Origin of the sequence: Puia sp. P3 (genome assembly GCF_050632245.1) — a bacterium.
Lineage (GTDB): Bacteria > Bacteroidota > Bacteroidia > Chitinophagales > Chitinophagaceae > Puia.
Genome location: NZ_CP192583.1, coordinates 4336227 through 4355251 on the forward strand (window position 1 = coordinate 4336227; position 19025 = coordinate 4355251).

Genomic DNA, 19025 nt, shown 5'->3' on the forward strand with positions numbered 1-19025 from the left:
GCCGTAATTTTGAGTCATCAAAAATTCAAAAACATGGCAAAGATTTGGTTTATCACAGGCAGTTCGAGAGGCCTCGGACGCAGCCTCACAGAAGCAGTCCTCGCAACAGGCGACAAGGTCGCCGCTACCGCGCGCAACCCGCAGCAGCTCGACGACCTCAAAACAAAGTACCCCGACACCCTTTATTCTATAAAACTCGACGTCACCGACCACGACCAGGTCGTAACCGCAGTATCCGACGCGGTCCGGCACTTCGGCCGCATCGACGTCCTCGTCAACAACGCCGGCTTCGGCATCACCGGCGCAGCCGAAGCATACACCCAGGAGCAGGTCAACAGCCAGCTCGCTACCAATCTTTTCGCGCCCATCGACATCACCCGCACCGTACTCCCCTACATGCGCAAACAACGCTCGGGCTTTATCATGGAGGTCAGTTCCCTCGGGGGCCGTGTCGGTACCTCAGGCCTGACGATCTATCAGGCATCCAAATGGGGCCTCAGCGGATTCAGCGAAGCCCTCGCCGAGGAAGTGGCGCCGCTCGGCATCAAAGTCACCTGCGTCGAACCCGGCGGCTTCCGCACCAACTGGGCCGGCGACTCCATGGAATACGCCGCAGACGTGGAAGGATATGAAGCAACGGTTGGGAAAAGAAGCGAATACTTTCGCAGCGGCAAATGGGTACCCCTCGGCGACCCCGACAAAGCGGCACAGGTCATGGTAAAGCTCGCGGACGAGCCCAATCCTCCCGTCCACCTCGTCCTCGGCAGCGAGGCCATAGCCATCCTCGGAAACGTCAACACCCGGCGCGAAGAAGAAATGAAAAAATGGCTGCCGGTCAGCCTGTCCACAGACGCCGACGACGCCGACAAGGAACAATTCCTTTCAACAGAATTCGCAAAACGATTCAAATAATTTCGGAAATCGGTTCACGCGGTTCACACCCCGGCGGTTCACACCCCGGCGGTTCACATCCCGGCGGTTCACAGCACCCCAAGGTTCACGTCAACCCCGCGTTCACCGCAGATACCCCTCCAACTCCTCCATCATCAGCCTGCTACCGGCAAACAGCGGCGAACGTTGATGCAGTTCAGTCGGGACCACGTCCAGGATACGCTGCTTCCCGTCCGTCGCTTTCCCGCCGGCCACCTCGATGATAAACGCAAAAGGATTACACTCATACATCAACCGCAACTTCCCCTTCGGCTTGCCAAAGGTCCCCGGATACATAAAGATCCCACCCTTGATCAGGTTGCGGTGCAGGTCGGAGACCATACTGCCGATATATCTTTGCGTATACGGCCCCCGTTATCCCTTCGTCTTCTTCTGACAGGCGTCGATATAGGCCTTCACCTTATCCTCGTACTGAAAAAAATTACCGTGATTGACCGAATAGATCTTCCCCGCCTCCGGACACTGGATATTCGGATGGCTCAGCGTAAACTCGCCAATCGAAGGATCGAGGGTAAAACCATTCGCGCCCCGCCGGGTCGCATATACCATCATCGTCGACGAACCGTAAACGATATACCCCGCCGCCACCTGATTCCGCCCCGGCTGCAAAAATCGGCCGCCGTACACGGCTTCCCCCGCTCACTCACCCGGCGGTAGACACCGAAAATGGTGCCGATGCTCACATTCACGTCGATATTCCCGCTGCCGTCCAGCGGATCGAACATACACACATATTTGGAGTTGTTGGAGATCTCGTCATTGAATACCACATAGTCGTCAAGTTCCTCACTGCCGATACCCGCACAGCTGATCCCATGCCGCAAAACGCCCATGAACTGCTCGTTGGCAAACACGTCCAGCTTCTTCACGTCCTCCCCCTGGACATTCACCGACCCCGCATCCCCCAGAATATCCACCAATCCCGCTTTATTTACCTCCACATTGATCCGCTTGGCAGCAAGACCGATATCCCGGAGTAGATTGCTCAGCTCGCCCGTAGCGTTAGGAATGTTCCGCAGCTGTTGTAGAGTAAACTCGTCGAGGGTGAGAACTTTTCTATTGACATTCATAAAACAAATGTAAGGGGATTCCCCAATTTTTAGCTCAGCTTTAGCAATTTTGATAAGACTTACCTTTCCCAGTATATTTGCGCCATGAACATTTTCAAATTTGGCGGGGCCAGCGTCAACAGCGTAGAGCGTATCCAACAATTAGTGTCAATTCTACACGTATACAAAGGCGGGAAATTGCTCATCGTCGTCTCCGCCATGGGCAAGACCACCAACGCGCTCGAAAAGGTTGCCGAAGCCTTCTACGGCGGCCACAAAGACGAGGCGCTAACCCTCTTCCAGCAAATAAAAGACACCCACCTCACTACCGCCAAATACCTCCTCGTCAAAAACTACCTCGCGGCCGAAGCCCAGCTAAAAGACTTCTTCACCGAAGTCGAATGGCTCCTCCACGACCGCCCCGTCCGCGACTATGACTACTACTATGACCAGATCGTCTGCGTGGGCGAGCTGCTCTCGACCTCTATCATCAGCGCCTATCTGGCCGAGTCCGGCATCGACAATCAGTGGATCGACGTCCGCGACATCATCCGCACCGACGCCAATTTCCGCGACGCCGCCATCGACTTGACATTCACCCAGCAAAAGGTCAGCAAAGAGATACTGCCCCTCTTCGACGAAAGCCCGATCGTCCTCACCCAGGGCTTTATCGGATCCACTTCCGACAACGAAAGCACCACCCTTGGCCGCGAAGGCAGCGACTACACCGCCGCCGTATTCGCCAATATGCTCGACGCGGAAAGCCAAACCATCTGGAAAGACGTCGAAGGCGTCATGAACGCCGACCCCAAACTCTTCCCCGAGGCAAAGATCATCCGCGAACTCAACTACGACGAGGTCATCGAAATGGCCTACTACGGCGCCCAGGTCATCCACCCCAAGACCATCAAGCCGCTCCAGAACAAAGGCATCCCCCTGTACGTCAAATGCTTCCTCGACGCGACCCTCCCCGGCACCGTCATTCATAACTCGGCCATAAAAGGCCTGCCCCCCATCATCGTACTCAAACAAGATCAGGCCCTCATCCACCTCCATTCAAAAGACTTCTCCTTCGTCGGAGAGACCGGCGTCGAACGACTTTACAATTTATTCGGTGCCATCCGCATCAAGCCAAACCTCCTCCAAACCGGCGCCGTCAGCCTCCGGGTCTGCCTGGACGACCGCTCCGGCAAAATAGAAAAGCTGGCCCTCTCGGCCGCCAGCCTATTCGATGTTCAGGTGGAAAAAGGACTTACCCTGCTGACGATCCGCCACTACGACGCAGACGTCCTCGCCCGCCATACAGCAGGCCGGCAGGAAGTATTGAGACAACAAACAAAGGAAACTGTACAAATCCTGATGAAGTAAAACTAACTTAATTGTCCCCGATCATAACCGTCTGCTTCAATCTTATCGGGACATGGGCCCCGGTCCTGTCCGCGGGTGCCCACTGGGCATCCCCATAAAAGCATCCTCGATCTTTTCATTCATCACGTCATTACCACCCCGCGTCACCCGGGCATACACCGGGCTTCCCGTCGAATCAATGATATATTCCACCATGACAAATGCCTTGGTCTGACCCTGATCGAGATCCTTCACACTCTCCTTACTCAGCTTGTTCAGGAACTCCTGGAAAGCGTCATTGCCGCCCGGATACATGGGCAGCTTGTCCACCACCTTGGCCAGATCATCCTCTTTGATCGGACTCACCCGTTCCGGCCGCACATGCACAGGCTTCTTCCTGGCCTCCGCCACCGGCGTAACATTGGCAACCTTTACCAAAGCCTCGGCCGGCGCTACCTCTTCCGTGACATACTCTCCTTTCCCGTTCACCATTACAAATGGCACGTCCCGGTATTTCTCGAAATAATAAAAAGCGCTCCGCATGCTCTTGGCAAACGGAGTGTATTCTGAAAAGGTCTGTAAGTATTTGTTGAGATAGCTGACGCTCCTCGCGTTGTTGAAATTTACCGGGAAGATATGCACCGGAATAAAATCCTCTCCCATGTCCTTGGCGTGCGCCGCAAGGATATAGAGCTCCTCGATCTGCTGATCCGTTATAGGGATACATCCCGTGGTCACACAACTGCCGTGGATATAGATGTCTCCGCCCGGCTGCGTCGAATCGCTGAGTATCCTGTCCGAAGCGTTCGGATAGTTGAGCCCCAGCGAAAGATGATATTCACTGCGCGGATTGAACTCGTTGATATAATAAAAACCCTCCGGCACCTGGTAGTCCCCCGCCATCCTTTTCGGCCCCAGCGTACCCGCCAACGCACAAACTTTATACGTCTTGAACAGCTTGTACTTCTCCTCCTTCGTATTCTTCACCCACACCTCCAGCTGACTATCGTATTTAAAACTACGTATGTACAGGTACCTCGCCGGATAAGTCAGCCCCTTTTCCCGGAACTGCTTCATCAGCGTATCCTCCTTCCGGCGCAACATATCGCTCACCTTTGGGATAGATCGTTGATAGTCAATAAAATGAATAGTGGAAATAGAAGTTTGCGCAGATAGGCGATCAATGGAAAATACCCCAGCGATGGACAGTTGAATGAGAACGATCAGGTATTGTTTGAAGGACTTACGCATAGGGCATAACACGAACGCCAAAATAACAAAAAACCTGCCATATTCAAAATACGGGCAGGTTTTATAACTAAAAATTGAACGTTCATCCTCAATGCTTCACGGTTAGCCCACGGTTGGTTACGGCTGGTTACGGTTGGTTCACGTCCCAAACCCACGCTCCACCCCCGATCAAAGATTCCCCCTCGCCGACTGCTCCCTCTCTATCGCCTCAAACAACGCCTTAAAATTCCCCTTCCCAAAACTCTGCGCCCCCTTTCTCTGGATAATTTCAAAAAACACCGTCGGCCGATCCTCCACCGGCTTCGTAAAGATCTGAAGCAAATACCCCTCGTCATCCCTATCCACCAATATTCCCAACTCCCGCAGCGGAGCAATGTCCTCATCGATCTTCCCCACCCTCTCCAGTAACTCGTCATAATAGGAAGAAGGCACCTGCAGGAATTCAACGCCCCTATCCCGCAGTTGTGTAACAGTCTCCACAATATTCGCCGTAGCCATCGCCACATGCTGAACCCCTTCCCCCTTATAAAATTCAAGATACTCCTCCACCTGCGACTTCTTCTTTCCCTCCGCCGGCTCATTTATCGGGAACTTGACATACCCGTTGCCATTACTCATCACCTTACTCATCAGCGCCGAATACTCCGTTGAAATATCCTTGTCGTCAAAACTCAAAATGTTCCGGAACCCCATCACCCGCTCATAGAACTCCACCCTCGGGTTCATCTGGTTCCAGTCCACATTGCCCACACAGTGGTCCACATACAGCAGTCCCGAAGACGGAGGATTATACACCGACTTCCATTCCCTGAAACCGGGCATGAACGAGCCCTGATAGTTCTTCCGCTCTACAAAAAGATGAACGGTCTCGCCATAAGTATGGATGCCGCTCAGGACTACCTCGCCATGTTTATCAGCCAGCGTCGTCGGCTCCATATAACTCTTCCCTCCCCGCGCCGTCGTCTCCTTCCACGCCCTCGTGGCGTCATCCACCCGCAGCGCCAGCACCTTCACCCCATCCCCATGCAGATGCGCATGCTCGGCGATCGGATGGTCCGGCCTCAACGCCGTCGTAAGCACGAACGTCAGCTTGTTCTGCCGGATTACATAACTAACCCGATCCTTGACACCAGTCTCCGGCCCGCTATAGGCCACAGACTGAAAACCAAAAGCGGTCTTATAAAAATGCGCAGCCTGCTTGGCATTACCAACATAGAACTCTACATAGTCCGTTCCCTGCAGTGGCAAAAAATCGGTATCGACGCCCGACGATTTACGGGACTCTGTAACAGGAGCAATAGACATATTAAAAAAATTTAAACAATTAAGAATGAGGCATGAGCCGCTAACTACATTGCGGCATGAGCCGCCAACTACGGAATACAGCGGATAGGGGTTACAGTCGGCACGGAGAAACCGCTTCCCGGACGAGTGCCTTTCGGAGAAAGAAATGATACAATCGCTTGTCGTCGAAAATTTTATGAGAGTAATCCGGACGCATAGTTCCAGCACTAAAGATAATTAGAAATTCTTCAATTGTCAACGGGCCTCGTATTTTTACTAGTTTTCTCTATCTTCGGCCAAATTATCGGATCATGATGAAAGTCGGCATACTAGGCGGAGGTCAATTAGGGCGAATGCTGCTACAGGCAGCAGCCAACTATCCAGTGGAAACATACCTGCTGGAAAACGACCCCAACGCACCCGCCGCCCACCTATGCCATCATTTCGTCCAGGGAGATATCCGGAATTTTGACGACGTCTACAACTTCGGAAAAGGCCTGCAGGCGCTCACCATCGAGATCGAGTCGGTCAACGAAGACGCTCTCGAAAAACTCGAGGCCGAAGGCGTGCAGATCTTCCCAAAACCCGCCGCGCTGCGGACCATCAAGAACAAGATCACCCAAAAGAAATTCTACACCGAACACAGCATCCCGACGGCCGAATACCAGATCACACAATCGCTGGCCGAACTCCGCGGCAAGACCGACTTCCTCCCCGCCGTCCACAAGATCGGCCAGGGCGGCTACGACGGAAAAGGCGTACAGATGATCCGGCACCGGGATGATATCGAAAAAGGCTTCGACGCCCCCAGCGTGCTGGAAAAAATGATCGAGATCGACAAGGAGATCGCCCAGATCATCGCCGTCAACGCCAAAGGAGAGACAGCCATCTACCCCCCGGTAGACATGGTCTTCGACAACAGACTCAACCTCCTCGACTACCAGATCAGCCCCGCCGACCTGATGCAAAGCATCCTCTGGAAGGTGGAAGCCATCTCCCTCCGCGTGGTCAAGGACCTGAAAAGCCCCGGCATCTTCGCCGTCGAACTCCTCGTCGCCAAGACCGGCGAAGTCTACGTCAACGAGACCGCACCCCGCGTTCATAACAGCGGCCATCACACGATAGAAGCCAACTACAGCTCGCAGTTCGACATGCTCTGGCGCGTCATTCTCGGCTATCCCCTCGGCAACACCGACCCCATCCTCCCCGGTGCCATCGTCAACCTCGTTGGCGCCGAAGGCTGCAACGGCGAAGCCCACTACGAAGGCCTCGACGAAGTCCTCCAGATGGACAACGTCTTCGTACATATCTATGGCAAAAAGGACACAAAGGCCGGCAGAAAAATGGGACACGTCACCATCATCAGCCGCGAAAAGCAGGACCTCGTATATAAAGCGCACAAAATCAAGAACACCCTGAAAGTCATCAGCAAATGAGCTCACCCCTGGTAGGAATTATAATGGGCAGCGACAGTGACCTCACCGTCATGAAAGCCGCCGCCGACATGCTGGAAGAATTTGGTATTCCCTACGAACTGACCGTCGTCTCGGCCCACCGCACCCCCAGGAGGATGGTCGAATACGCTACCACAGCCGCCGGCCGCGGCCTCAAGGTTATCATCGCCGGCGCGGGCGGAGCAGCCCACCTCCCCGGCATGGTCGCCTCCCTCACCGCCCTCCCCGTCATCGGCGTCCCCGTTAAATCCTCCAACTCCATCGACGGCTGGGACTCCATCCTGTCCATCCTCCAGATGCCCGGCGGCATACCCGTCGCCACCGTCGCCCTCAACGGCTCAAAGAACGCAGGCATCCTCGCAGGCTCCATCATCGGCGCCTTCGACACCTCCGTCCAAAAACGCGTCGCCAGCTACAAATCCAAACTCGAAGAAGAAGTCCTCTCCAAAGTCGACCGCCTTAAGAACGAAGGCTGGACCAACGAGTTCGACAAATAACCCCGCCATGCGCCAACACCTAACCCTAACCCTCATCCTCCTCTCCACCGCCCTCCTGGCCCACGCCCAACAACAAAAACTTATCTACCTCGACGACAACGGCAAGTCCGTCTCCGAGAAAAAGCGGTCACCCTCGAACAACACGTAAAGGTCAACGACACCCTCTACGAGACCAACACCTACGCTGTCAACGGCCCCCGCAGTACCTCCGTTCAGTCCAGTGACTCAAAAGGCGAAATCCTCAACGGCCGTTATATGACCTACGACCGGAAAGGCAACCTCAACTTACTCGCCCGATATGCCCACGGACAAAAAGACGGTACCTGGTACTATCATACATCTGCACATCGCGTCCTCCGCGTCGAGATCTACCGGAACGGCAAACTCATCGCCAAAAAGGACTCCACCCAGCTCAACCAGGAGTCGGAAAAATGGCTCGACTCTACCAAAAACCGACCCATCACGGTAGAGATCGAATCCCAATTCCCCGGTGGCCCCGCCGCCTGGGGCCAATACCTCAACCAAAACATGCGCTACCCCGACCACGCCGTCAAAGCAACCATCCAGGGCTCACCCATCGTCGCCTTCGTCGTCGGAAAAGACGGCAAAGTAGAACAGGACCAGATCTACCTCGACAAGTCCGCCGAATACTACCTGGACGAGGAAGCCCTCCGGGTCATCAGGATCAGCCCAGACTGGATCCCGGCCACACAAGGCGGAAAACAGGTCCGCTCGTGGAAAAAACAACCCATCGACTTTAAACTGGAAATTCAAAAGCCAGCAGAACAACCACCAAAACACTAATTATCAATTCAATACATTATTTTCGGTAATTTTGCCGCCCTCAACAGGAATTTTTTCCCTTTTTCTCCTTACCTTTAACCCCACACACCCTACCCACCAACACCCAAAAGCTTCAAACATGGAGAAGGCCATCAAACAATCCCTATACGCAGTCCGCTCCGACAAAGAGCTAAAAGACCTCAACGACGTCAACGTCCTCGTATACATGGACAACAACTCCATCGATGCAGGCTACCTGAAGGCTATCAAAAAGCTTACCCGCTTCACGGACGACAACATCGCCCGCTGGCTGCATATCAGCCCCCGCACTCTCCGCAACTACAAGCCGGAAAAAGTACTGGACAAGAAATTGAGCGAGCAGGTCATCATGCTCAGGACCGTATTCGAAAAAGGCAGAGCCGTTCTTGGCAACGCCGAAGCCTTCGACAAATGGCTCGGGACGCCGAACTATTTTTTCGACCGGAAAGAACCCCTCGACTTTCTCGACACTACCAGCGGAATGCGATACCTCTTCGATCGCCTGACGGCCATGGAGTACGGCGACAACGTATAAGCAATGGAGCTATTTCGGATCTCCCTGGACACATATGCAGCAGCACTCACCGCTTCCGGCGCCGCCAACAGATGGAATGTAGCAGGACAATACGTACTGTACACAGGATCGTCGAGATCCCTGTCCACCCTCGAACTGGTCGTCCATCGCGGATCGATCGAACCCACGAAAGACTATCGTATGATGGTCATTTCAGTCGCCGACGAAGACCACCTGGTACAACAGATTCACCTTAGCGACCTGCCAAAGGACTGGCGTACGATGGCAGCCTATCCCGTTCTCCAGCAGACCGGCGCAGCCTGGTACGCCAAAGAAGAATCCCTGCTATTAAAGATCCCTTCGGCGATCATCACCCAGGAGTACAACTATCTCATCAATACTACCCACCCCGACTTCGGGAAAAAGTCAAACTCGTCCGTACCGAAGACTACTTCTGGGACGGACGCCTACTCTAAGCTATACCTCCCCACTAATATTTGGATTAGTTAAAACCCTTATACTAAATTTACAACACGGAACTCGGTACCCGATTCCAACTTAATCTGACAAACATGATCCAAGCTAAAGCATACGCGGCGCAAAGCGCGACCACACCCCTCGGCCCCTGGTCTTTTGACCGCCGCGAACCCGGCGAACACGACGTAGTCATCGACATCCTCTACTGCGGCGTATGCCACTCGGATATCCATCAGGTCCGCGACGAATGGGGCGGCTCAATTTACCCAATGGTCCCCGGCCACGAGATCGTCGGCCGCATCACCCGCGTAGGCAGCCACGTAAAAGATTTCAAGGTCGGCGACCTCGCCGGCATCGGCTGCTTCGTCGATTCCTGCCGCGTCTGCGAGAGCTGCAGGGACGGACTGGAACAATACTGCGAAACCTTTCTCAGCGGCACCTACAACGGCTACGAACAGGACAGGAAGACGCCCACCTATGGCGGCTATTCCACCCAGATCACGGTCGACGAAAAATACACGCTTAAAGTATCTCCCCAACTCCCGCTGCAAGGCGTAGCGCCCCTCCTCTGCGCAGGGATAACGACCTGGTCACCCCTCCGCGAATGGAAGGTGGGCAAGGGACACAAACTCGGCGTCCTCGGCCTGGGCGGCCTCGGACATATGGCCGTCAAACTTGGTGTCGCCCTCGGCGCCGAAGTCACCATGCTAAGCTCCTCCCCTCGAAAGAAAAGGACGCCAAAAAACTCGGCGCCCACAAATTCGCCCTTACGTCGGACGCAAATGCGCTAAAACAATACACAGGCTATTTCGACTTTATCATCGATACCGTTTCCGCACAGCACGACTTCAACACCTATCTCAACCTGCTGAAAAGAGACGGCACTCTGATCCTCGTCGGCGCTCCTCCGAAACCCATCGATTTTCCGGCCTTCGGCATCATCGCCAAACGCAAGCGTATCGCAGGCTCCATGATCGGCGGCATCCGCGAGACGCAGGAAATGCTCGACTTCTGTGCCGAACACAATATCGTCTCGGACGTCGAGGTCATCGACATCAAAGACATCAACACGGCTTATGAAAGAATGATCAAAGGTGACGTCAGATACCGGTTTGTTATCGATATTGCATCCCTAAAATAAAAAAGACGGCCGACACACCCGCCGGCCGCCGAAAACCAAAGATATCATCCGTCAATGACGGGTCTTCAAAATGGGCGATCCGGGAATACCGGGTCGCTTGTTGTTTTAAATCCTCCTACTGCAAAATATCGAGAATAGGCTTATCTACTCCCCGCAGCTCCTGCTGCCCGGTTTTTATCAGTTCCAGTACCACCACCTCATTGTCACCCTTCTTCAGCCACTCCGCGGGCAGATAGACCGTTTGCTGCGGCCCTATCGACCAGTAACGACCCAGGTTATGCCCATTCACCCACACCACTCCCTTACCCCACCTACGCATATCCAGATAGGTATCCGCCACCTGCGACAAGCGCCAATGCCCCCTCCGCAATACCGGCTGATCCCCCGGCACATCCGCCGCTCCCATCCCACGACCAACACTTTTCATCGGCAACCCAAAATGCTCCCACCCCTTCAACTCCACCCCGTCAAATCTTACATCGCCCAATATCCCTTTCTTATTCTCCAACAGATACCGCCCAAAATCTATCCTTCCCATGTTCTCCACCAAAATATCCAGCCTGACCTCCCCGGCAGGCAGATCCACCACGAGACTGTCCTGACCCAACCTCCTGTCGATCATGCCTACCCGCTTACCGTCGATATACACCAGCGCATAGTCCCGAACCGACCCAACCCTCAATACACCCCTCCGTCCCCCTGCCACACGCGACCGGTAAAGCACAAACCCATAGTCCTGATGCAGGTCTTCAAAAGTTAAAGGCCCATCCGCCCTGACCGCACCCGGCAAATCCTGAAAAAGACCGCCTGCTTCCGTAAGCCGCACCACCGGCAATCCCATCGACGGCTTCGCCTTCGGCACTTCCGGCAATCGGACACCCGCTGGCAAATGCTTTTCGATCGCCCTGCGGAAGGCCATAAACTTCGGCGTCGCATTCCCCGCCTCATCCAGCGGCGCGTCATAGTCATAACTGCTGGTCTGCGGCTCGAAGGGCGTATTGCCCTTATAGTTCGACCCATTCATAAATCCCCTCGTCGTCCCGCCGTGAAACATATACATGTTGATACTGATGCCTGCTCCCAGCACCGTGTCCAGCCTGCCCGCATATCCTGCGGCAGGGACAGTATGGTGCGGGGCCCCCCACCAGTCGAACCACGCAGGGTACCATTCGGCAATATAGAAAGGACCCTTCCCATCATGGTTCTCCCTGATCTTACGCCTCACGATCTCCGGCTCGTCGACACCGTTGATCGCCGGCAATAGCCCCGGCAGATGACCCTTATTGATGTCCGGCGCCGGGTCACAGGTATACAACAATCCGTCAAAGCCCGCCTCCGTAAAAAATTTCCTGTTTATTTCCAGATACTCCTTATCACTCCCATACGATCCATACTCATTCTCGATCTGGACCATCAGGATATTCCCGCCATGCTCCACCAGCAACGGCGACAGCTGGCGCCCCAACTCATGGATATACTGCTCATACTCGTGCAAATACCCCGGCTCCTTACTTCTCACCACCAACCCCTTTTCATTCTGCAGCCAGTAGGGATACCCACCGAACTCCCATTCCGCGCATACATACGGACTCGGGCGAAGCGTAACCCAAAGCCCTTCCTCCTGCGCCATCTGCACAAACGCCTTTATGTCGTTGTTGCCGGAAAAATCGAATACCCCCTTCTCCGGCTCGTGAACATTCCAAAAAACATAGGTCCCGATGGTATTCAGACCCATCGCCCTGGCCATCTTCATACGCGCCCGCCAGGCCTCACGCGGTATCCGGGGATAGTGCATCTCCCCCGAGATCAACTGAAATGGCTTCCCGTCCAGCAGGAACGCCGAATCACCCAATTCGAACTTATGCGTCTGCCCCTCCGCCTTCATCAACAAACAAACAAAAAACAAGATCAAACCAAATCTGGATACCTGTAGTCTCATAGTTCCGCTTAAAAAATTATCTAAAAATTTGCCGTCAGTGTGCATATGCTTCTTCCCATCACCGTCACCTTGCCACCCCTTACCCCCCTCTTCCGAAGATTATCATCCTCACTCGTCACATAACTACACCACTTGCGCCCTCCAACCTTCTCCAGCGACACCTCCCGGGCCTGTCCCGAAATATTGATCATCACCACCACCAACGTCCTCCTGGACACATCCCTGAACGCCGACACAAGCAATCCCTCATCAAATCCCCCGACTCCGATCCTCTGCATCCCCGGCCGCACAAACCGGCTAAAATTCCCCAGCGCCCACAACTTCTTACTATCCCAAAACTTTCCATCCTTTTCCGATTTGTCGACATAGATCAGTCCGTCTTTATAATCATACGGCGAAATAGCCAGCCACCACTGCCAGGCCGCCGCCTGCGCATATACAAGATCATTATGGATCACCCGCGCCATATACAACGCCGCAGTCATCCCCGTATCCCGACGATCCCCCTGATCTCATGAGCATCATCGCCCAGGATACAGAACTCCGACTGCCAATACCTCAACCTGCGTGAACCGTCACTACAAAGGCTAATCAAACTATCTACCCTCCTCCTCCACTCTATCCCCCTCTCCCAGGGCGCCGTCGAAAAATAACTATGCGCCGCCACAACCCCTCCAACCCGCGACAACTCTCCAATATAATTCGGAGACCCAACTCCAAAAAGACCCTCTATCTGTCTTCCCCTCCCCGGCTTATCCCCATCTTCAAATAAATATTTGATCGACCCCGCCTCAGGCAAAAGAATCCGGGTCTTCAGCCCCGCCGAGTCCAACGCACGGTTCAACACCCTCACCAACCCCGCCGCCTCTGCATTCGAATAAGGACAACCCTCCTGCCCGCCATCACTCCAGTCCCACTGCGGCTCATTCACCGGACTCACCCAATCGACACCCAAATATTTCACCCGCTCTACCATCCACCCGGCAAACGCCCCAAACTTCCCCGAATCGATATTACAAATTCCCCCGTGGCAAACCCCTTCCCATTCTTCGTCAACCACACCGGCGGACTATTCAAAAAACCCAACACCTGCTTCACACCCCGCTCGCGGAGCCGCCTTCAGGAACCACCCCTGCCCTACCCGGCCCGAAGCCCCCGTCCTTCTCCACACATCTCTTATTCTACTACTATCCCCCTGCTCCGCCGTCCCCGCTCCAATATTGAACCGCCACATCGTCAACCCGATCCCCTTCGGCGAACCATCCTTCATCGTATCCACACTAAACAACCAGTCGGCCATCTGATTCTTCTTCACATCCGGCCACCTTCCCACGAACTGACACGACCACGCATCCGACGCGGCAAAATTCTCCATCACCTGAAATCTCCGCGACGAATCCACGATCAACACATCTTGTCCATAAACCTCCCCCAACAAAAAAATACTCACCAAAAGGGCGCGCGCGACCAGCGCGCGCCCCCAAAAAACTTATCATTCATCATTCTAATAATTCGGATTCTGCTGCAACTGATTATTCGACGCCTGTATCTCAGCCCTCGGTATCGGCAGCCAGTAGTGCTGCGTCAGGAACAACCTCCCGCTCAACGCCACCTTCCTCGTATAACCATATCCCCCGGGGTTCGCCGGGACCACCGCCACATCCACACCATATGCCGGAACATTCTCCGTCACACTCGCGATCTTCCACCGCCGGACATCATAAAAACGATGCTCCTCAAATGCCAGCTCCACCTGCCGCTCCCGCCGTATCGCCGTCCGCATATCCGTCTGCGACAGCCCCGGCGTGATATCCGGCATCCCCGCCCGCTGACGTACCTGATGCAGCGCGGAATACACAGTCGCGTCCGGCCCTACCGCCTCATTCTGCGCCTCCGCATAGTTCAGCAACACCTCCGCATAACGGAAATAGATCCACGGCTGAAGCCCCGCCACATTCCACGGATTGTCTATCGGGAACGCATCGTTCATATACTTCTTAAGATAATAACCCGTCTTTGTCGTATTCCAGTTCGAAGGGCCGTCCTTGCTATCCTTCCCCCAGGAGTATAGATCTGCACCGTATTCCCCCGATAGCTCGCGCCATTGTACAACACCGTCTGATAAAACCGGGGATCCCTGTTCACATACGGATTCTGGTCGCTATACCCCGACGTCGGATCGGCAATATCCTTCCCATCCTTCGTCTCATACGAGTCCACAAAATTCTGCAGCGGCGTATTCCCGGCCCATCCGCCATAGCCGTTCGGGCCATTCGAGATCTCCATACACACATGCCTTGCACCGATGGTATAGAGCCGCTCGAAAATGATCTCCTTGCTCGCGGAATTGTTGAACAACGACCCATAGTCAGCCTCCAGCGAATAGATCCCCAGATTGATGACGTCCTGCGCCGCGGAAGCCGCAGCCTGCCAGGTCCCGGTATTGTACAACGGGCTCGCCGCATACAACAGCAGACGCGCCTTCAGCGCCAGCGCCGCTCCCTTCGTGGCCCGGCCCAATACCCAGTTGCCGTCATTGGCCAACGGCAACTTCGCAGCCGCCGCATCCAGTTCGCCTACAGCATAGTTGATACAATCCTTTATCGACGAGCGCGTAAACAACGCCGGATTGGTCATGCTATCCTGCAGAGTCGCGACCTTATCCCCCATCAGCACAACACCGCCATAGTTGCGGATCAGGTCCTGATACCGGAACGCACGGATAAACTTCAGCTCCGCCGTCAGCACATCCTTTTTCGCCTGGCTCATCGCAACGGCAGCAATATTCGCCAGAGCAAAATTGCACTCCCGGATGCTCCGGTAGCTCCTGCCCCAGATCGTCCCCGCCATTCCCAGATTCTCGGGAGCAAGCTGCCCCCGCTGGATCGTCCAGGTATTGTCGTCATTGTTATAGATGGATTCGTCCGTCACGGAACTCCACATACTGTATTCAAATCCGCGGCCGAATCCCGGCGGCGTACCCTCCGCTTCCTTATCCTGTAGCTTAACGCCCAGATAGCGGTTGATGACATAGTCCTCGAACAACAGGGAATCCCCCAGCACCGCCTCCGTAGACACCCGGTCCGTCGGCGTAATATCCAGAAAATTTTTCTTACACGAACTCGCGGTAACGACCGCCATGACCAATATTAAATAGACAAACTTCTTTTTCATTGCAAGGATTTTTTAGAATCTAACGTTTACACCTACGTTCACGATCCGCTGCTGCGGGTAGAACTGACCGCTCGCACTATACAGACTGGCCCCCGAATTGACCGTACCCTCCGGATCATAGTCCTTGACCTTCGTGATCGTGAACAGGTTGAAGGCATTCGCATACACCCGGACGGACGAAATACGCAGCTTCGTCAGCACCGGCGCACCCAGCGTATAGCCCACCTCGAGATTCTTCAGCCGAAGGAACGACGCATTGTTCAGCCAGAACGAGTTATTATAAAGTCCGCCGTTGACGGAAGACGAAGCCCGGTCGTCGACCCTCGGATAGCTTCCGTTGGTATTGCTCGGGCTGTATCTGTTATCCGCCCAGCTGCTGTAAAAATTACCGATGGTTCCCGACTCCGGCAGCACATACTGGCTCACGTGCGTCTGCCCCGCAAATACCGCGGACAAGTCGAAATTCCTGAACGACGCATTCAGCAGTACGCCATACGTGATCTCCGGAATATTTCCATACTTCGACCTCGACTGGTCATCCGCCGTGATCTTGCCGTCACCGTTCACGTCCTGATAGATCAGATCTCCCGCCTGCGCATTCGCCAGATGCGGATACTTCGCCAGGTCCGCAGCCGACCTGAAGATCCCGACTGTATTATATAACAGATAAGTATTGATGGGCCTGCCCGTCTGTTTCTGATAGGAAAGCACCGCGGGCGCCTCGTCGATAAAGACGATCTTGCTCTTCGCATAGGTCAGATTACCGGAAATGCCATAGTGGAACCCGCCCGAAGTCGAATTCGAATACCCCAGCGTAGCCTCGAATCCGTTGCTGTTCACCTTTCCGATATTCTCCGACGGCACCAGCGCGTCCGACCCGTAAGGATTCACGATACCCGTCAGCTGCGGAATAGACGCGTTACGCGGAGTAAGGATATCCGACCGCTTCTGCTGGAAATAGATGAACTCCAGCGTGAAATGATCCAGGAACACCGCATTCAGACCGAGGTCCAGCTTCTTCGCCACCTCCCAGGTAATATTGGGATTGGCCAGCTTGATCAGGTCCACACCCGGATGGATGCTTCCGCCAAGGACATACATATTGTTGAACGAATAGTTGTCGAAGGACTGGAACAGTCCCACATTGTCGTTCCCCAGCGTACCATACGAACCCCTTATCTTGAGGTCGTTGATAGCCGCAACATCCTTCCACCAGTCTTCCTTCGATATCCGCCATCCCGCCGACACCGACGGGAAATGCCCGTACTGCTTGCCCGCCGGGAAGGTCGACGACCCATCGATACGCATCTGCGCTTCCAGCAGATACTTCTCTTTATAGTCATACGCCAGCCGGCCGATATAGCTCTTGCGCGTGAAATGATAGCTGCTCCCTGCCGTACCGTCATCCGTCGCGGCAGACCCACCCTGCGACAACTCCGGCGTCAGCTGCGTCGGGAAATTCAGCCGGAAAGCCGCAAGGCTATCCTGCTTCGTCTCCGCCTGTTCATAAGCTACAAAAGCATTGATATGATGATCCCCGAATCCGCGGACAAAATTCAGCTTGATATTCTCCGTCAGCAACGACCTGTTCAGCTGCGTCTCATACAACGTCGCCAGCCCCGAAGAACCGCCTACCACTACCGGCGAATACACCCCGGTTGAAGCAGTGTACTGGTATACTACATAAGGTTTGCTGAACGCCTTGTTAAAGCTCCACGACTTGTCCATCGCCACAAACCCGTCCAGAGACAGCCCACGAACACCCGGGATGCTGTAAGACGCCTTTAATATTCCGTTGAATACCTGCGTGGGATTCCGCGTGGTGCCGCCGATATCCGTCGCCTGCAGCACCGGGTTATTACCCTCGATACCATAGGTCGGCTTCCCGTTGGGGAAATACGCGGAGACAGTCGGATAGGCCCGGTAGATCGAACGGAACAAATTCGGCGCACTCGTCGACGGATAAAGCCTGTCTTCCTCCCTTCCGGAAAGATAGAGGCTCACCTTCAGCCGGTCCGTCACATTCGCGTCGATATTCGACCGGAAATTGTACTGGTCATAGTGGGTTACACCATTCTTATAGAGGCCGTCCTGTCCCAGCAGACCCAGCGACACATAATATTTGACATTTTCCGATCCGCCGTTCACCGAAAGACTGTGCTGATTCTGCAGCGCCGTTTTCTTCAGCGCCAGCTTCGGCCAGTCGGTATTGGGATAGTTCAGCGGGTCCGACCCGTCCCTGAACTTCTGCACCTGCGCATCGGTGTAGATCTGGCTCATCCCCCGGCAGGGTTGTCATAATACTGAATCTCGTTCTGGATCGCCGCATAGGTCGGCGCGTCCGCCATCTTCGGCAGCCGCGTCGGCGACGCAAAACCCTGGTTGAAGGAATAGTTGATCGTCGGCTTTCCCGTCTTTCCCCGCCTGGTCGTGATCAGGATAACGCCATTGGCGGCCCTGCTCCCATATACCGCGGCGCTGGCATCCTTCAGAATGGTCATGCTCTCGATATCATTCGGGTCCAGTCGCTCCAGCCCCCCGACCTGACCGGGAACACCGTCGACCACCACCAGGACATCGTTACTTCCCGTCGTGGCCAACCCGCGGATAAAAAAGTCGACCCGTCGTACCCCGGCTCACCCGTCCGGTTGTTGGCGACAAGCCCCGAAAACCTGCCCGCCATCGAGTTGGACAGATTGGGCTGGGGACTCTTGACAAGATCCTCTCCTTTTACAACGGCGACCGACCCCGTCAGCGTGGCCTTCTTCTGGGTACCGTAACCCACAACTACAACATCCCCGAGACTCGCATTCAGTGGCTCCAGATCTACAGACAGCTCCGCCTGGCCGTTCACCGGCACCTCTTTGACAGCAAAACTGACGTGGGAGAAGATAAGGACCGAATTCGCAGCCGCCTGGATCGAGAATCGGCCATCCTTGTCCGTCTGTCCGGCAGCCCGGCTTCCCCTGACCTTAACGGTGACACCAGCAAGGGGCCCATCGGGAGACTTGACCACCCCGGTGACAGCCTGCTGGGCAAACAGCGAAAAATTGAGTAAAATGAGCAGACCCAGGAGAAAAGGTCTTTTGCAGCGACGTTTTGGAGTTCGTCTCATAATGACAAGC

The 19025-nt window shown here is 54.7% G+C and carries 17 protein-coding genes and 4 pseudogenes; 11 read left to right on the plus strand and 10 right to left on the minus strand.

All coding sequences use genetic code 11. From position 1 onward, the window contains the following. Window positions 1-33 precede the first annotated feature (33 nt). Window positions 34-912 carry an oxidoreductase gene (locus ACQ86N_RS27120; RefSeq protein WP_431209785.1) on the plus strand — a complete coding sequence of 293 codons (879 nt, stop codon included), beginning with the start codon at window positions 34-36 and terminating at the stop codon, window positions 910-912. A gap of 102 nt (window positions 913-1014) precedes the next feature. Here ACQ86N_RS27120 and ACQ86N_RS27125 read toward each other — a convergent pair whose 3' ends face one another. Then, entirely contained in the window at window positions 1015-1272 is a 258-nt protein-coding gene (locus ACQ86N_RS27125; RefSeq protein WP_431209786.1) for a hypothetical protein, read from the minus strand. Between the two features lie 33 nt (window positions 1273-1305). Further along, a pseudogene (locus tag ACQ86N_RS27130) lies at window positions 1306-2021 on the minus strand (class 1 fructose-bisphosphatase). 84 nt (window positions 2022-2105) lie between these two features. Between ACQ86N_RS27130 and ACQ86N_RS27135 the strand changes: the two are divergent. Then, complete coding sequence (locus tag ACQ86N_RS27135; protein ID WP_431209787.1) at window positions 2106-3368, plus strand: aspartate kinase; 1263 nt, start codon at window positions 2106-2108, stop codon at window positions 3366-3368. A gap of 42 nt (window positions 3369-3410) precedes the next feature. Here the strand turns inward: ACQ86N_RS27135 and ACQ86N_RS27140 are convergent, their stop codons facing one another. Then, a complete protein-coding gene (locus tag ACQ86N_RS27140) occupies window positions 3411-4598 on the minus strand; it encodes a L,D-transpeptidase family protein (protein ID WP_431209788.1) in 1188 nt (395 codons plus the stop codon). 168 nt (window positions 4599-4766) lie between these two features. Then, complete coding sequence (hppD, locus tag ACQ86N_RS27145; RefSeq protein WP_431209789.1) at window positions 4767-5903, minus strand: 4-hydroxyphenylpyruvate dioxygenase; 1137 nt, start codon at window positions 5901-5903, stop codon at window positions 4767-4769. Between the two features lie 293 nt (window positions 5904-6196). Here hppD and ACQ86N_RS27150 point away from each other — a divergent pair, with 293 nt between their 5' ends. The 9 genes and pseudogenes from ACQ86N_RS27150 to ACQ86N_RS27190 all read left to right on the plus strand — a co-directional run bounded on the left by ACQ86N_RS27150 (window position 6197) and on the right by ACQ86N_RS27190 (window position 10787). Then, window positions 6197-7318 (plus strand): 5-(carboxyamino)imidazole ribonucleotide synthase, encoded by a 1122-nt coding sequence (locus tag ACQ86N_RS27150; protein WP_431217613.1) that lies wholly within the window; start codon window positions 6197-6199, stop codon window positions 7316-7318. After that, complete coding sequence (purE, locus tag ACQ86N_RS27155) at window positions 7315-7833, plus strand: 5-(carboxyamino)imidazole ribonucleotide mutase (RefSeq protein WP_431209790.1); 519 nt, start codon at window positions 7315-7317, stop codon at window positions 7831-7833. Before ACQ86N_RS27150 ends, purE begins: the two co-directional genes overlap by 4 nt. A gap of 7 nt (window positions 7834-7840) precedes the next feature. Continuing rightward, on the plus strand, window positions 7841-7981 hold the full coding sequence (locus ACQ86N_RS27160) for a hypothetical protein (RefSeq protein WP_431209791.1): 141 nt from the start codon (window positions 7841-7843) through the stop codon (window positions 7979-7981). Window positions 7982-8088: 107 nt separating this feature from the next. Further along, window positions 8089-8637, plus strand: coding sequence for a TonB family protein (locus ACQ86N_RS27165; RefSeq protein WP_431209792.1), 549 nt, complete (start codon window positions 8089-8091; stop codon window positions 8635-8637). A gap of 118 nt (window positions 8638-8755) precedes the next feature. Beyond that, a complete protein-coding gene (locus ACQ86N_RS27170) occupies window positions 8756-9190 on the plus strand; it encodes an antitoxin Xre/MbcA/ParS toxin-binding domain-containing protein (protein ID WP_431209793.1) in 435 nt (144 codons plus the stop codon). A 3-nt stretch (window positions 9191-9193) separates the two neighbouring features. Further along, window positions 9194-9679, plus strand: coding sequence for an RES family NAD+ phosphorylase (locus ACQ86N_RS27175; protein WP_431209794.1), 486 nt, complete (start codon window positions 9194-9196; stop codon window positions 9677-9679). A 62-nt stretch (window positions 9680-9741) separates the two neighbouring features. Further along, on the plus strand, window positions 9742-10437 hold the full coding sequence (locus tag ACQ86N_RS27180) for an NAD(P)-dependent alcohol dehydrogenase (RefSeq protein ID WP_431209795.1): 696 nt from the start codon (window positions 9742-9744) through the stop codon (window positions 10435-10437). Beyond that, window positions 10425-10604 (plus strand): annotated as a pseudogene (locus ACQ86N_RS27185) (zinc-binding dehydrogenase); the annotation flags it as partial. The gene ACQ86N_RS27180 and the pseudogene ACQ86N_RS27185, both read left to right, overlap by 13 nt. A 12-nt stretch (window positions 10605-10616) precedes the next feature. Beyond that, window positions 10617-10787 carry a hypothetical protein gene (locus ACQ86N_RS27190; RefSeq protein WP_431218007.1) on the plus strand — a complete coding sequence of 57 codons (171 nt, stop codon included), beginning with the start codon at window positions 10617-10619 and terminating at the stop codon, window positions 10785-10787. Between the two features lie 115 nt (window positions 10788-10902). Here the strand turns inward: ACQ86N_RS27190 and ACQ86N_RS27195 are convergent, their stop codons facing one another. The 6 genes and pseudogenes from ACQ86N_RS27195 to ACQ86N_RS27220 all read right to left on the minus strand — a co-directional run bounded on the left by ACQ86N_RS27195 (window position 10903) and on the right by ACQ86N_RS27220 (window position 19015). After that, window positions 10903-12726: a glycoside hydrolase family 35 protein gene (locus tag ACQ86N_RS27195; protein ID WP_431209796.1), complete on the minus strand. Its 1824-nt coding sequence runs from the start codon at window positions 12724-12726 to the stop codon at window positions 10903-10905. A gap of 20 nt (window positions 12727-12746) precedes the next feature. After that, window positions 12747-14101: pseudogene (locus ACQ86N_RS27200) on the minus strand (glycoside hydrolase). 129 nt (window positions 14102-14230) lie between these two features. Then, window positions 14231-15900: pseudogene (locus ACQ86N_RS27205) on the minus strand (RagB/SusD family nutrient uptake outer membrane protein). Window positions 15901-15912: 12 nt separating this feature from the next. After that, on the minus strand, window positions 15913-18180 hold the full coding sequence (locus ACQ86N_RS27210) for a SusC/RagA family TonB-linked outer membrane protein (RefSeq protein WP_431209797.1): 2268 nt from the start codon (window positions 18178-18180) through the stop codon (window positions 15913-15915). Next, window positions 18177-18470 (minus strand): TonB-dependent receptor plug domain-containing protein, encoded by a 294-nt coding sequence (locus ACQ86N_RS27215; RefSeq protein ID WP_431209798.1) that lies wholly within the window; start codon window positions 18468-18470, stop codon window positions 18177-18179. Before ACQ86N_RS27215 ends, ACQ86N_RS27210 begins: the two co-directional genes overlap by 4 nt. Continuing rightward, window positions 18398-19015, minus strand: coding sequence for a carboxypeptidase-like regulatory domain-containing protein (locus ACQ86N_RS27220; protein ID WP_431209799.1), 618 nt, complete (start codon window positions 19013-19015; stop codon window positions 18398-18400). Before ACQ86N_RS27220 ends, ACQ86N_RS27215 begins: the two co-directional genes overlap by 73 nt. Window positions 19016-19025 lie beyond the last annotated feature (10 nt).

Coding starts and splice junctions, on each gene's coding strand:
- ACQ86N_RS27120 (WP_431209785.1), top strand. CDS start 34: ATGGCAAAGATTTGGTTTATCACAGGCAGTTCGAGAGGCCTCGGACGC.
- ACQ86N_RS27125 (WP_431209786.1), bottom strand. CDS start 1,272: ATGGTCTCCGACCTGCACCGCAACCTGATCAAGGGTGGGATCTTTATG.
- ACQ86N_RS27135 (WP_431209787.1), top strand. CDS start 2,106: ATGAACATTTTCAAATTTGGCGGGGCCAGCGTCAACAGCGTAGAGCGT.
- ACQ86N_RS27140 (WP_431209788.1), bottom strand. CDS start 4,598: ATGCGTAAGTCCTTCAAACAATACCTGATCGTTCTCATTCAACTGTCC.
- hppD (WP_431209789.1), bottom strand. CDS start 5,903: ATGTCTATTGCTCCTGTTACAGAGTCCCGTAAATCGTCGGGCGTCGAT.
- ACQ86N_RS27150 (WP_431217613.1), top strand. CDS start 6,197: ATGAAAGTCGGCATACTAGGCGGAGGTCAATTAGGGCGAATGCTGCTA.
- purE (WP_431209790.1), top strand. CDS start 7,315: ATGAGCTCACCCCTGGTAGGAATTATAATGGGCAGCGACAGTGACCTC.
- ACQ86N_RS27160 (WP_431209791.1), top strand. CDS start 7,841: ATGCGCCAACACCTAACCCTAACCCTCATCCTCCTCTCCACCGCCCTC.
- ACQ86N_RS27165 (WP_431209792.1), top strand. CDS start 8,089: ATGACCTACGACCGGAAAGGCAACCTCAACTTACTCGCCCGATATGCC.
- ACQ86N_RS27170 (WP_431209793.1), top strand. CDS start 8,756: ATGGAGAAGGCCATCAAACAATCCCTATACGCAGTCCGCTCCGACAAA.
- ACQ86N_RS27175 (WP_431209794.1), top strand. CDS start 9,194: ATGGAGCTATTTCGGATCTCCCTGGACACATATGCAGCAGCACTCACC.
- ACQ86N_RS27180 (WP_431209795.1), top strand. CDS start 9,742: ATGATCCAAGCTAAAGCATACGCGGCGCAAAGCGCGACCACACCCCTC.
- ACQ86N_RS27190 (WP_431218007.1), top strand. CDS start 10,617: ATGATCGGCGGCATCCGCGAGACGCAGGAAATGCTCGACTTCTGTGCC.
- ACQ86N_RS27195 (WP_431209796.1), bottom strand. CDS start 12,726: ATGAGACTACAGGTATCCAGATTTGGTTTGATCTTGTTTTTTGTTTGT.
- ACQ86N_RS27210 (WP_431209797.1), bottom strand. CDS start 18,180: ATGAGCCAGATCTACACCGATGCGCAGGTGCAGAAGTTCAGGGACGGG.
- ACQ86N_RS27220 (WP_431209799.1), bottom strand. CDS start 19,015: ATGAGACGAACTCCAAAACGTCGCTGCAAAAGACCTTTTCTCCTGGGT.